Source organism: Ruegeria sp. AL11 (genome assembly GCF_056540865.1).
Genome location: NZ_JBQFXO010000003.1, coordinates 134,933 through 148,263, shown reverse-complemented (window position 1 = coordinate 148,263; position 13,331 = coordinate 134,933). Strand labels below are relative to the sequence as shown.

The 13,331-nt window shown below is 59.0% G+C and carries 12 protein-coding genes; 5 read left to right on the top strand and 7 right to left on the bottom strand.

Annotated elements, in window-relative coordinates; translation table 11 throughout:
- Window positions 1-28 precede the first annotated feature (28 nt).
- Window positions 29-1,909 carry a monovalent cation:proton antiporter-2 (CPA2) family protein gene (locus ACR0IP_RS06375; RefSeq protein ID WP_170642178.1) on the bottom strand — a complete coding sequence of 627 codons (1,881 nt, stop codon included), beginning with the start codon at window positions 1,907-1,909 and terminating at the stop codon, window positions 29-31.
- A 19-nt stretch (window positions 1,910-1,928) separates the two neighbouring features.
- Window positions 1,929-2,384, bottom strand: a complete 456-nt coding sequence (locus tag ACR0IP_RS06370; protein WP_170376867.1) for an Lrp/AsnC family transcriptional regulator — start codon at window positions 2,382-2,384, stop codon at window positions 1,929-1,931.
- A 147-nt stretch (window positions 2,385-2,531) separates the two neighbouring features.
- Here ACR0IP_RS06370 and hppD point away from each other — a divergent pair, with 147 nt between their 5' ends.
- Window positions 2,532-3,629: a 4-hydroxyphenylpyruvate dioxygenase gene (hppD, locus tag ACR0IP_RS06365; RefSeq protein ID WP_170376512.1), complete on the top strand. Its 1,098-nt coding sequence runs from the start codon at window positions 2,532-2,534 to the stop codon at window positions 3,627-3,629.
- An 84-nt stretch (window positions 3,630-3,713) separates the two neighbouring features.
- Here hppD and ACR0IP_RS06360 read toward each other — a convergent pair whose 3' ends face one another.
- Entirely contained in the window at window positions 3,714-4,352 is a 639-nt protein-coding gene (locus ACR0IP_RS06360; protein WP_170376515.1) for a class I SAM-dependent methyltransferase, read from the bottom strand.
- Window positions 4,345-6,234 carry a hypothetical protein gene (locus ACR0IP_RS06355; RefSeq protein WP_480524491.1) on the bottom strand — a complete coding sequence of 630 codons (1,890 nt, stop codon included), beginning with the start codon at window positions 6,232-6,234 and terminating at the stop codon, window positions 4,345-4,347. The genes ACR0IP_RS06360 and ACR0IP_RS06355 overlap by 8 nt, the downstream gene beginning before the upstream one ends.
- A 164-nt stretch (window positions 6,235-6,398) precedes the next feature.
- Between ACR0IP_RS06355 and ACR0IP_RS06350 the strand changes: the two genes are divergently transcribed.
- Entirely contained in the window at window positions 6,399-7,094 is a 696-nt protein-coding gene (locus ACR0IP_RS06350; RefSeq protein ID WP_170376520.1) for an SIMPL domain-containing protein, read from the top strand.
- Window positions 7,095-7,096: 2 nt separating this feature from the next.
- On the opposite strand, the gene ACR0IP_RS06345 is transcribed toward ACR0IP_RS06350, so the two are convergent.
- The 3 genes from ACR0IP_RS06345 to ACR0IP_RS06335 form a co-directional block, all read right to left on the bottom strand.
- A complete protein-coding gene (locus ACR0IP_RS06345; protein WP_480524489.1) occupies window positions 7,097-7,807 on the bottom strand; it encodes a GNAT family N-acetyltransferase in 711 nt (236 codons plus the stop codon).
- Window positions 7,808-7,811: 4 nt separating this feature from the next.
- Window positions 7,812-9,104 carry an O-acetylhomoserine aminocarboxypropyltransferase/cysteine synthase family protein gene (locus tag ACR0IP_RS06340; protein ID WP_480524487.1) on the bottom strand — a complete coding sequence of 431 codons (1,293 nt, stop codon included), beginning with the start codon at window positions 9,102-9,104 and terminating at the stop codon, window positions 7,812-7,814.
- 84 nt (window positions 9,105-9,188) lie between these two features.
- Entirely contained in the window at window positions 9,189-10,178 is a 990-nt protein-coding gene (locus ACR0IP_RS06335) for a hypothetical protein (protein WP_480524485.1), read from the bottom strand.
- A 127-nt stretch (window positions 10,179-10,305) separates the two neighbouring features.
- Between ACR0IP_RS06335 and ACR0IP_RS06330 the strand changes: the two genes are divergently transcribed.
- The 3 genes from ACR0IP_RS06330 (at window position 10,306) to ACR0IP_RS06320 (ending at window position 13,313) form a co-directional block, all read left to right on the top strand.
- Window positions 10,306-10,938, top strand: a complete 633-nt coding sequence (locus ACR0IP_RS06330; protein ID WP_480524484.1) for a cupin domain-containing protein — start codon at window positions 10,306-10,308, stop codon at window positions 10,936-10,938.
- A 157-nt stretch (window positions 10,939-11,095) separates the two neighbouring features.
- A complete protein-coding gene (locus tag ACR0IP_RS06325; RefSeq protein ID WP_480524483.1) occupies window positions 11,096-12,430 on the top strand; it encodes an NAD(P)-dependent oxidoreductase in 1,335 nt (444 codons plus the stop codon).
- A 46-nt stretch (window positions 12,431-12,476) separates the two neighbouring features.
- Complete coding sequence (locus ACR0IP_RS06320) at window positions 12,477-13,313, top strand: class I SAM-dependent methyltransferase (RefSeq protein WP_480524481.1); 837 nt, start codon at window positions 12,477-12,479, stop codon at window positions 13,311-13,313.
- Window positions 13,314-13,331: the final 18 nt, after the last annotated feature.

The window sequence follows — 13,331 nt, the reverse complement described above, 5'->3', positions numbered from 1 at the left end:
CAAGCGCTTGACCGGGCAATTGCTTCGGTCAGGCAGAATCCTTTGCGTGCTGTTCCGCCAATTCCAGCAACGCGGTTTCCAGATCCTTCTCTAGCTTTTGCGCGCGTTCGATGTATTTCGTATTCTCGGACGTGGGCATACCGGGAATCCAAAGCTCGGCCAAATCGCGTACGGACGTCCGGTCATGGTGATAGAAGGTCTGTTCGGCCTGTGCGGCCTCGTACTCGCTCAGCCCGATATTTTCGAGCACATAGCGGCCCGCGCGCAGAGAGCTGTCGAACATTTCGCGCACGATGTCATTGGCCCCGGCCTGATACAGTTCATACACATGTGTCCGATCATGCGCCCGTGCGATGATATGCAGATCGGGGCGCTGGCGACGGGCGTATCCGACCAAGCGGGTCACCGTCTTTCGATCATCCATCGCAGCGACAAGCACCGAGGCTTTCTCAAGCCCCGCAGCGCGCAATAGTTCCGGCCGGGTCGGGTCACCCAGAAAGCCTTTTACGCCAAAACGACGCATCAGCTGAATCGTCTCGATATCGTGGTCCAGAACAACGGTCTTGAAGCCGCTGGCCCGGACCAACCGATTGACGATCTGACCAAACCGACCGATCCCGGCGATGATCACGGGGCCTTTTTCGTCGATCTCATCGGGTTCCGGCGCGGCGTTCGTGTCGGTCATCTTGCGGGACAGAAGGTCGTAGATGATGAACAGAAGCGGGGTGATCAGCATGGTCAGCGCGATGATCATCAGCAACTTTTGCGACAGGTCCGGCGGGATGACATTCTGCTGCGTCGAAAACGCTAGAAGGACAAAGCCGAACTCACCCGCCTGGGCCAGTCCAAGGGTGAACAGCCAGTGATCCCGGCCCTTCAGTTTGAAGGCTTTGCCGACGAGATAAAGGATGATGCCTTTAACGAGGATGACCAGCAGGGCCAAGCCGATCAGGTCAAACGGGTCGTTGAAGAAATAGCCAACGTTGATCCCCGCTCCGACCGTAATGAAGAACAGCCCCAGAAACAGGCCCTTGAACGGCTCAAGGTCGCTTTCCATTTCGTGGCGGAATTCCGAGCTGGCCAAAACCACACCCGCCAGAAACGCACCCAGAGCCGGCGACAGGCCCACCAGTGTCATCAGGAACGAAATCCCGACCACGATCATCAGCGCCAGCGCGGTATACATCTCGCGCAGGCGGGTTGCGTGAATGAACCGAAACAGCGGCCGGGTCAGGTAGACGCCCGCCAGAATGACAAAGGCAATTGCGCCGATGGTGACCAGAGTGACAGCCCAGCCCGGCAGCCCTTCGACCAGAGACAGGCTATGATGCCCGGCGTCATGCAGATGCTCCGCGCCGCGGTCGATGGAGCCGTCCGCCTCGATATGCGGCATGGCAGGCAGTGCGAGCAGCGGCAGCAGGGCCAGAATCGGGATGACGGCAATGTCCTGCGTCAGCAGAACTGAGAACGTCGCGCGGCCTCCGTTCGTTTGCATCAAGCCCTTTTCAGACAGGGTTTGCAGCACAATCGCGGTCGAGGACAAACACAGAGTTAAGCCGACCGCCAGTGCGACGGACCACGGGTGGTTCGCGTACATTGCGACACCGGCAATAACGGCGGTGGACAACAAAACCTGAAGCCCGCCAAGACCCAACAGCTTATCTCGCATATCCCACAGGGCGCGCGGCTCCAGTTCGAGCCCGATGAGGAACAGCATCATGACAACGCCGAACTCGGCGACATGCTGCAGGTCTTCGGTCTCGGCGCCGACAAGTCCGAGGACGGGGCCGATGATCAGGCCAGCCGCCAGGTATCCGAGAACCGACCCAAGGCCCAACCGCGCCGACAGGGGCACGGCAATCACGGCCGCAGCCAGATAAATAGAAGCCTGGTATAGGAAATCGTCCATCTATGTCCTCATTGCCCGCTCAGGTTGGCAGGGGTGCGTCGCGTTTAAGTTGGTCCATCACGATCTGACTTTGTACCCGTGCCACTGCAGGATGCGGCAGGATCACCTCGTGAAGCAAGCTGTTGAGCGCAGAAAGATCGTCACAATAGACGTGAAGCAAGTAGTCTGCCTCGCCCGTCATCGTCCAGGCACTTGTGATCTCGGGTTGGGTGTTAACCATCCGGGCAAAGCTGGCGGATTGATCGGGGCCGTGTGTGCCAAGATGGACCTGAACGAAGCCCTGAACCTGCAAGCCGAGTTTCAACGGATCCAGCCGGGCCGCGTAGCCGGTGATATAGCCCTCGGCCTCAAGGCGCTGACGGCGGCGGCCTGCCTGGCTGGGGGAGAGGTTCAGCAGCTCACCCAATTGATGCGCGGTCAGATGCGCGTCCTTTTGAAGCGCTGAGAGTAGGCGTGTATCGGTTGCATCAAGCATATGCGGCAAGATCTCATATTTCAGGTCATTCATGCGCATTTTGCGCACACTTAGAGAGTTTACATGAAAACAATGCGCGGAAACAGCACTGCTTAAGGCGTATTTTAGAATCAGCAAAGAAATTCCTGTTTTCGAAGGAGACGCGCCATGGGTCCTTTCCCGCATAACGCCCCGAAATCTGTCATCAGTCCCGAAAATCCCGCAGGTACCGACGGGTTTGAGTTTGTCGAGTTCGCGCACCCTGAACCGCAGGAGCTGCGTGATCTGTTCGCCAAAATGGGCTTCGATTTGGTTGCGCGCCACAAATCCAAACCTCTGGTCGAGCTGTGGCAGCAGGGCGATGTCACCTACATCCTGAACGCGGACCCCGAAAGCTATGCCGACAAGTTCGTCGCGGAACACGGCCCTTGTGCACCTTCGATGGGCTGGCGCGTTGTGGATGCGCAGAAAGCTTACGAGCATGCCGTCGCAAAAGGGGCGGAGCCGTATGACGGTGCGGACAAGACGATGAATGTCCCGGCCATCAAGGGTATTGGGGGATCGCTGATCTACTTCATTGACCAGTATTACGATACCTCGCCCTACAATGAGGAATTCGCGTGGATCAAAGAATCGAAACCGCGCGGCGAGGGGTTCTACTATCTCGATCACCTCACCCACAATGTCTACCGGGGCAATATGGACAAGTGGTTCAAGTTCTATGGCGACCTGTTCAACTTCCGTGAAATCCGGTTCTTTGACATTCAGGGCAAGTTTACCGGCCTTTATAGCCGCGCGCTGACATCGCCTTGTGGCCGCATCCGCATCCCGATCAACGAGGATCGGGGCGAAACGGGTCAGATCGTCTCTTACCTGAAAAAGTACAAGGGCGAAGGCATTCAGCACATCGCAGTGGGCAGCGAGGACATCTACGCCTCGACCGACGCCATTGCCGAAAACGGGTTGAAGTTCATGCCTGGTCCAAACCAGTCCTATTATGACATGTCCAAAGACCGTGTAACGGACCACGATGAGCCGCTGGATCGGATGATGAAGCACGGCATTCTGATCGACGGTGAAGGCGTTGTGGATGGGGGAGAGACGCGGATTCTGCTGCAGATCTTCTCAAAAACCGTGATCGGCCCGATTTTCTTCGAGTTCATCCAGCGCAAGGGGGATGACGGGTTCGGTGAGGGTAACTTCCAGGCCCTGTTTGAATCCATCGAACGCGAACAGATCGAAAGCGGTGAGATTTCGGCGGCCTAAAGCGTTTCGGTTTTACCTGAAGCGCCAAGTGGCACGAATGTCCCGAGAACGCTGAAAGCGTGGCAGGGTATTCGTGTCGCAGGTTTAAACCGAAACGCTAAAAGCTGCGCCAAAGACCAGCCACGTCCAGGTCACACCAGCGCGCTGGTTGGCCGGTTGTATCGATGAGGTTCGGGACCTGTGGTGAACCCGCAAGCCTGAACCTACCGCAAGATCAACGATGGCGTCGTCAGAAATCACATAACCGGGTCGGTCCGGCGGGCAGGGGCCATGTCTGAGCGACAAAATCATCTGCCCTTGCGGTCGCAGGCGTTTAGACAGGGCGCGGATCGCTATGTGTTGGTCGCGCGGGGGCAGGTGATGCAGGACGCCGATGACCAGAATGGAGTCAAAAACGACACCATCTGGCAGAGCGCTTAGTCTAGGCAGACAAGCATCAAGCCACTGAACGGATTGCGCGCCGTCACCGTGCATCGCGTGGTTGCGAAAGGCGTCGACTGGCTCGATCGCCGTCACGTTGCAGCCTCGTTTGGCCAGCCAACGCGCCACCGTTCCAGTACCAGCGCCCACATCCAGAACACTCGCCCCGGTATCGGGCACATGGTCCTGAACGGGGTGCAGGACATCGGTAGGAGAAAGGCTGTCATAGGCCGGGATCAGCTGGGGAGCCGCTTGTTCGTACCCAGCTTTGATAGTCTGAAAATACGGGTCGTCCTTAGCCACGCGGCATTTTCAAAGTCAGATTGCGGCCCTTCTTCTGATACCGCAACTCGCTGTCGCTGATGGCGATGACCTTGCCGCCGTCAATCCGGTCTCCGATCTTGAGCTTTTTGTACCGACCACTCGGAAGCCGGACGAGGGCACGGCGATTTGCGGGTGTGCCGTAGACGCCGATCAGGTTCAGCTTACGCAGGTTGAGGGCATTGTCGATTGTGGCCTGGCGCGCGACCGAGGCCGTTGTCGGGATTCTCGGGGTCACGGATTTCGGCTGGAAGGACCCGGCCTCGTCATTGCTCGACGCGACTGCGGCGGTTGATCCCAGATTTGATCCGCTAGGGCTGGCCGAGGCCACAGCCCGCGCGGGCCGCAATTTGGGGCGCGGGACGCGAACAACAGCCAAGGCGGTGGGTGTGTAGTCGATCTCGGGCTGTACCTGTAGGCTTTCAGGCCGCAATTTGGGCCTAACGACAGCAAGCTCTTCAAGACTGCGCCCGCCCAATTGCGTGCGTTCGAAATTCTCGACCAGATTGCCGGGGCGGGGCCGGGGTCGGAGTTCGGCCAGCCTCTGGTTCACCTCATCGACCACTGGTTCTTCCTCGAACCGCACCGGTACTTCGGGCGGGACTTTGGATGGGCGACCCAGGTAGACCACGATCCCCTCGGGCGACAATGCGCCTTCTGCGGTCGGCACGACCAAGCCGCGCTCGTCCAGTTCATATTGTGCGCCTGCAATTGCGGGGCCGGGGATGCGCTCAAAGGCGGCATCCGTGTCGAAACTGCGTTGGTCGGGCAGGGCAATTGCGTCGCTGGACAAGTCCGGGTTGTGAATGGATGCGAGGTAGAGGTCATCCTCGGAAATCAATGCCGGGGTAATGGGCGCTTCGGGGGCCTCCACTAGGGCGCCTGCGACCTCTTCGATGTCGCTTTGTGTTTCGGGGTCCTGTGCAATCTGTTCCACAGGCGTCGGCGCGACTTTCAACGCTTCGAGAATGGCCGCATCTGTTGGGGACAATTTTGGCTGGGCTTCAGGTTCTGGCTGGGCTTCAGGTTCTGGTTCTTCTTCCGCTGCTGGTGTCGCCGCGATTTCGGTTTCAGGCTCTGGATCCGTCTCAGGCGGTGAAGCGTCCTGAGACTGCGGTGCAGACAGTTCGGCCGTATCGTTTTCGGTAGACGTGTCGTTGTCTGGGTGTGCCCCGATCAGAGACCACGCCCAAACACCTACCCCAACGCAGATCAGCGCGGCAATCGCAGGAATCGCCCAACGTTGCGCTTTGTTCGATGAGGGAGGTAGCGCGATTGCAGCCGGAGCAGGGTCAGGAGAGCGGAACTCTGTGGGCGCCGCGTCATCCGCTATGGCATGAACCGGGGGGCTTTCTAGCTCGGGTTCGGGTGAAGGCGCAGCGACCTGCGGCTCGCTGGTCAGGTCAAATACAGGCTCGCGCGGGAATTCGGCCTCAGTCGTGGCCGCACTAAAGGTGACGGGTAAGAACCCGTGCTGCGCGGCAAAACCCTGCGCTTCATCCAGCGTCTCACGCGCGACGGCGGCAACAAAGGTGGTCGGCCCCTCGGTTGCGCTGTCATAGGACAGATCGGCCAACTCATACGGAGTTGCCTTGGCGACTGCGGCTTGAACCTCGGACGCGATCTGATCATCGCTTTGGCCTTCCGTGGGCAGGGCAAGATACCGCACCTGATCTGCCGGCAGCACCAGTTTGCAGCTCAGGTCGTTTTCCAGCGCAAAGGCTTTGTCGTGCAGGGCTTTGATCTGGTCACTCAGATCCGGGGCCGACAAAGGCACTTCGCCAATGTCGTACCATTCACCATCCGAATGGTGTTGAAGGGAAATTCCGGTCGCAGAAAAGGTCAGCGCAAAAGCGGGTTTCATAATCCGGAGGAACCACAGTTAACCATATCAACGCAAATACCTTTGTATTCGCAGGGTGATACTAAAGCAGGAACCCGCCGAGGGAAAGAAAAAGCCGGGACTTCCCCTTGTGCGTGTAGGCCCCCCGGACCCATGTTGAGACAGAGTAAGTTGGAGGGATCACCTTGAAGACATTCGCTTTTCTGGCCGCGATGATGGCCGCAACCACCGCCGGGCTGGCACATGCGGAAGAACGTCGCATCAACGTGGATGCCACCGGAACCGTTCAGGTTGCCCCTGATATGGCGACAATCACCCTGGGTGTGACACATCAAAACCCCGAGGCATCAGAGGCCATGAAAGCCACCTCGGACGCTGTGGCGCAGGTTCTTGCGCGCTTGGGTGAAATGGGCATCGACGAGCGGGATTTGCAGACACGCGATCTTTCTTTGTCGCCCATCTGGTCGAATCGGAACCAGCAAAACGGGGAACCGCCTGAGATCACCGGATTTGTCGCCTCGAACCGGGTATTCGTGCGGGTGCGTGATCTGACCCAACTGGGTGAGGTCATGGATGCGGTCATTCAGGACGGGGCCAACGATTTCAGCGGGTTGAGCTTTGGTTTGCAAGACTCAGAACCGATCGAGGTTCAGGCCCGTGCAAAAGCTGTGAGCGAAGCAACCGCAAAGGCCGAGCAACTTGCCCAGGCTGCCAATGTCACGTTGGGGCCAGTTCAGACAATCTCGGAGCGTGGCGGCGGTGTGCGCCCGATGGCTGAGATGCGAACGATGGCTATGGCCGACACGGGCGGAGTGCCGGTTGCTGGCGGCGAGATCTCGGTTTCTGTCAGTGTTTCGATGGAGTTCGAGATTTCAGAATAGGTTCAGGCGCTCGCGCGGGCCATCAGCGGTTTTCGTTGCTGGCCCGTTTCGTCAAAATTATCCGGGGACAACCAATCCTCAAACGCATCTCGAATACGCGGCCATTCGCTGTCGAGGATCGAATACCATGCCGTATCGCGATTGCGCCCCTTGTAGTGAGTCGCTTGGCGGAACGTGCCCTCATAGGTGAAGCCCAACCTCTGGGCTGCACTGCAAGAGGGGGCATTCAGCGCGTCGCATTTCCATTCGTAGCGACGATAGCCCAGCTCATCGAATACACGTCGCATCATCAGATACATGACCTCGGTCGATTGCGGCTTGCGCTGCAGCAGGGGCGAGAAGTGGATATGCCCGACCTCGATCACGCCAGCGGCAGGTTCGATTCTGAGGTATGACGCCATGCCAACGGGGACATCGTTTGCATCCAGAACCGTGTGAAACATCGGGTCGGCGTCCATGCAGTTTGCGCGTGCCCAAGTTTCAAACTCCTGCTCAGAGCCAAACGGCCCGTAGGGCAGGTAGGTCCAATTGCGGTGATCGGCATCATTGGCAAACGCCCGGAACAATCCGGGCGCATGCCTGTTCACATCAAGCGGCACAACCGAGCAATACTGGCCCTCCATCGGGGTATATGGCGGCGCCGGGCGCGGGAACTCGCCCGTGACCGGCCGTCCGATGGGTTGACCCAGTGCGTTGGTGTCGTGTCCGCTCATGGCTTCATGCGCTGGCTTTGGCCAAAGCCTGATCCAGATCGGCGATCAGGTCGTTGGCATCCTCGATACCGATCGACACACGCACTACGTTGGGGCCCGCGCCTGCGGCCTCTTGCTGTTCGGGGGTCAACTGACGGTGCGTGGTCGAGGCCGAGTGGATGATCAGCGAACGCGCGTCGCCGAGGTTGGCAACGTGGCTGAAGATCTCCAAAGCGTTCACGAGTTTGATGCAGGCGTCATAGCCACCCTTGACCGCAAAGGTGAATAGCGCACCGGCGCCACGCGGATACTGCGCCTTGACCCTGTCGTGATAAGGCGACGAAGGCAGGCCCGCATAGGTCACGTAGTCGACCCGGTCATCCGCTTCCAGCCAGGCGGCGATCTTCTGGGCGTTCTCGACGTGGCGCTCCATCCGCAGCGACAGGGTTTCGATCCCCATCAGCGTGTAATGTGCCGCCTGCGGGTTCATGGTCATGCCCAGATCGCGCAGGCCGATGGCAATGCCGTGGAAGGTGAAGGCCAGCGGGCCGAAGGTCTCATGGAATTTCAGCCCGTGATAGGCCTGCTCGGGCTGGCTGAGCGAAGGGAATTTGTCATTCGCCGACCAGTCGAACTTGCCCGAATCCACGATGCAGCCACCGGTGACGGTGCCATTGCCGGTCAGGTATTTGGTGGTCGAATGCACAACCAGAGTCGCGCCGTGTTCAATCGGGCGGCACAGGTAGGGCGTGGCCGAGGTGTTGTCGACGATTAGCGGAATGCCTGCGCTGTCCGCGACATCGGCCAAAGAGCGGATATCGGTGACATAGCCGCCGGGGTTGGCGATGGATTCGCAGAATACCGCGCGGGTGTTTTCGTCAATGGCGGCCTTCACGGCATCCAGATCATCGGTGTCGACAAATTTGGCCGACCAGCCGAAGCGTTTGATCGTCTGGCTGAACTGCGTGACCGTGCCGCCATACAGACGCGTCGAGGCCACCACGTTGCAGCCCGGTCCCATCAGCGGGAACAGCGCCATGATCTGCGCCGCATGGCCCGAGGAACAGCAGACCGCGCCAACGCCACCTTCCAGCGTCGCGACACGTTCTTGCAGAACCGCGACGGTCGGGTTGGTAAGGCGCGAATAGATAAAGCCCACTTCCTGCAGGTTAAACAGCGCTGCCGCGTGGTCCGCATCGCGAAAAACATAAGCCGTCGTTTGGTAGATCGGAGTCTGGCGCGCGCCGGTTGCGGGATCGGGGCGTGCGCCCGCGTGTATCTGCAGAGTGTCGAAACCGTAGGTAGGGCCGTCAGACATCGTGAAAATCTCCTGTTGGAATGTGCGTTGGCGAATCTGTAGGCTATTGCAGGCCCTTGCACAACGATCCTATGGGCGATCCTGTCAGCGCAGCCAGAGACCTTTGGCCTTGATCGCCTTGCGGATGGCCTGTTCGCGCCCGGGCAGGGCGGTTTGGTCGAACATCTCGCGGATTTTGTGGCCTTTGCCTTGAAAAATCAGCCTCTTCATCGGGTCATAGGCCTTGAGGACTTTCTTGACTTTGTTGGGGGCTGAGACGGTCTCGAGCACCTCAATCACGCGGTCACTCTCACGGGCGTAAAGCAGCGGAAACAGGCGATAGTGACAACTGACCGACCCATCAAGAAGCCCGTCCGGCAAGGCATCGCGCCCGCCACCGAATGAGTGGATCACCAGCGGCAGGGCAGCCTGATCCAGCCAGGGATCAAGGTTCTGCCCGGTGAGTTCGGGGATCTCTTCGTCGCGAATGGTTTGCGCGTAGTCCAAGAACCGCTCGCCGAATTGGCGCGGGCATTTGTAGAAGAAATAGCCTGCGTTGAAATACAGAAACCGTTTCCAGTGCTCCTTGGGCTGGCTGTCATCAATCGAGCTGTCGAAATCCAGACCAAAGCGGCGATAGAGCGCGCTCCATATTCCCTCGAACCCGGGCCCATAGAGGGTGGGTTTCGGCCAGGTCCCATCAACCTTGAGCGAGGCGCCCGGACGGTCGAAATCAAACGGGACCGAATTCAAATCGCCCGTGATCAGCGTATCGCTGTCGAAGAAGACAAACGGTTCCCCCTCGGGCAGGGCAAGCAGGGCCTCGATCTTGTTGCCATGCGGATAGCTCTCGCCGAAGACATGGTTGTCAAAGGGCAGGATCTCGGCGTCCAGCTGAAACAGCGCCTTGCGCACATCCTCGTTCTGGATGCTGGGGTTCTGGCTCCAACGGGGGCCGGGGTTTGGCGTGGCGACATACAGCTTGCCGTCAAAACCGGGGGAACAGTGGCGCAGGGAGGCGGCGAACAGAAGGGCCTCATATTGCAGACGGTTGTTTTGCCCGATGACGACAATGTTGAATTTCTGCGAAGCCATTCGTGCCTGTTCCTGTCGCCCGTTTTCTTTGGGATTACAGCAAGCCGCAGAGGGCGTCAAAACTGTTGGATTGATTTTCGCGTTCTCCATCCCATCTCATGCAGGAAACTCAAAGCAGGAGGCCGCCATGAGGATCAACGCGGATTTCACCAAACGCGCTGCGGTGCATTTTGCTCAGACCGAGTGGGTACAATCGCCTGCGGCAGGGGTCGAGCGCAAGATGCTGGACCGGATCGGTGAGGAAGTCGCCCGCGCCACCACGATCGTCCGATTTGCCCCTGGCAGTGCCTTCGCGGCTCATACCCATGATGGTGGGGAAGAGTTTCTGGTTCTGGATGGCGTTTTTCAGGACGAAACCGGGAATTTTCCGGTGGGCAGCTATGTTCGCAACCCTCCGACCTCGTCCCATACCCCTTCGGCGGCCGACGGGGCCACCATTCTGGTCAAGCTGCATCAATTCGATCCCTCCGACCGGACGGAGGTCAAACGCTCGATCAACGGTCAGGGCGATCTGCGCCTGTTCAAGGATGAGCATGAGGATGTGCGCATCGTGCAATGGGCCGCCGGAGAGTCTATTGATCTGAGCGCAGAAGGTGGGCTTGAGGTGTTTGTCATCACCGGCAGCTTTGATGAAGGCGGTGAATCATTCGCCGCGTGGGACTGGTTACGCCTGCCGCCCGGATCGCAGTCAAAGGCCGTTGTGGGGCCGGATGGTGCGCGGGTTTGGATGAAATCCGGGCATTTGACGGGCATGATCTGACCTGAACCCGCATCAATTTTGGGCAAAATCACGGAAATCCGGGTCAAAAGCCCGGTTTTTTCATTTTTTGACCGAATGATAAAATTTACCAATTGATAAAAAATCAGATTGTGGCAAGCTGAGCCTCACAACAAACATATCTACAGGGAGTAGAGTGATGGCACAGGGCCAGATGGCACCCGGGATTGTCCCAGGGCGGCTTTCCAGCGATGAGCTGACCTCGAATTTCACCGATTTGCATCCGCCTTTGGCCCCGCATGAGGCCGCCGTGGCGGCAGATCGTTGTTATTTTTGCTATGACGCGCCGTGTGTGACGGCCTGTCCGACGGATATCGATATTCCGTTGTTCATTCGCCAGATCCAGGCCGGTCAGCCGCAAGCAGCCGGTCGCACGATTCTCGAGCAAAACATTCTGGGTGGCATGTGCGCCCGCGTTTGTCCGACCGAGACTTTGTGCGAGGAAGCTTGCGTTCGCGAAGCCGCCGAAGGCAAACCGGTCGAGATCGGTCGCTTGCAGCGCTATTCGACTGACGCCGTTATGGTAGCGGGCGATCACCCCTTCGAACGCGCTGCGCCTACCGGCAAAACGGTTGCCGTGATTGGGGCAGGGCCTGCTGGTCTTGCCTGTGCGCATCGGCTGGCGATGTTGGGGCATGACGTGGTGATTCACGAGTGCAAGCCGAAACCCGGCGGTCTGAACGAATACGGGATCGCTGCCTACAAATCGACCAATGACTTCGCTCAGGCCGAAGTGGATTGGCTTCTGAAGATTGGTGGCATTGCGATCGAGACGGGCTCGGTTCTGGGCGATACGATTTCGCTGGACGGGTTGGTCGAGAACTATGATGCCGTGTTCCTGTCGATCGGTCTGGCGGGTGTAAATGCGCTGCGTGCGCAAGGCACCGAAAAGGACGGTGTGCGGGCTGCTGTGGATTTCATTTCGGATGTGCGTCAGGCCGAAGATCTGGCTCACTTGCCGGTCGGGCGGAATGTGGTCGTGATCGGTGGAGGTATGACGGCGGTGGATGCTGCCGTGAAGTCAAAACTGCTGGGCGCTGAGCATGTTACGATTGCCTATCGCCGAGGGCGCGATGCGATGGGTGCTAGCCGGTATGAACAGGACCTCGCCGCCTCGCACGGGGTGCGGATTCTGACGAATGTGCAGCCGGTTGCTGTTTACGGCAATGGATCGGCGGTCGGTATCGAACTGGAATACACCACCACTCGGGACGGCAGGCTAGAAGGGACGGGCGAGATGATCCGGCTTCCGGCTGATCAGGTCCTCAAGGCCATCGGTCAAACGCTTGAAGGCGCGCCCGAAGGTCTGGCGCTGGACGGTAACAAGATCGCTGTCACCGGGGCAGGGCGAACCTCTCTGGACGGTGTCTGGGCGGGTGGCGACTGCGCCGCAGGTGGCGAGGATCTGACCGTGACGGCCGTGGCCGAGGGCCGGGACGCTGCGATGGACATCCACGCAACGCTCGTTTCGTGATAAGATGGGGTATTCACCCCATTTTTATTGCTGCTGAGGTATCGTCATGTCCCAGATCGAACAAGCTGTTGCCCAACACTACACAACCGGTGCCCTGACCGAACGCGTCCGTGCGGCGCTTGAGGCCAGTGGTATTGACCCGGATGCAGCCACCGTAGCCGACCTCAAGGCCGGCGACGAGTTTCATACGGGTGGTGTGAAGGCGACCGATAACCTGTTCGCCCAGCTCTCGCCGACCCACGCAACGCGCGTGCTGGACGTTGGCTGCGGTATCGGCGGGACATCGCGCTATATCGTGGATCGGTATGACTCGACGGTCACAGGCGTCGACCTGACGCCCGAATTCGTCGAAACGGCCAAGACGCTCAGCGATCTTGTGGGACATTCCGAAAAGTCGGAGTTTCTGGTTGGCAGCGCCCTCGACATGCCGGTTCCCGATGCTGGGTTCGATCTGGCTGTGATGTTTCATGTTGGCATGAACATCGAAGACAAGGCGGGATTGTTCGCCGAGGTCTCTCGGGCTCTGGCGACAGGCGGTACTTTTGCCTTGTTCGACGTGATGGGCGGTGAGGCGGCTGAACCGTTGGCGTTTCCCCTGCCATGGTCCACCGTGGCCGAGACGTCCTTCGTCCACACGCCCGATGTCTACCGAGATGCCGCAAGTGCTGCGGGCCTGGAACTGGAGACAGAGATTGACCGTACCGAGTTCGCACTCGCGTTCTTCGAGGAAGCCTTTGCGCGCATGGCCGAAAGTGGCCCGCCCGCGTTAGGCATCCACCTGATGATGGGCGAGACGGCACCGGAGAAGTTCCAAAACTACGTAAAAAACCTAAAGGCCGGGCGCATTCGCCCGACCGAAATGATATTCAAAAAAACCGGCTGAGCCGGGAAGGGAGAAGCC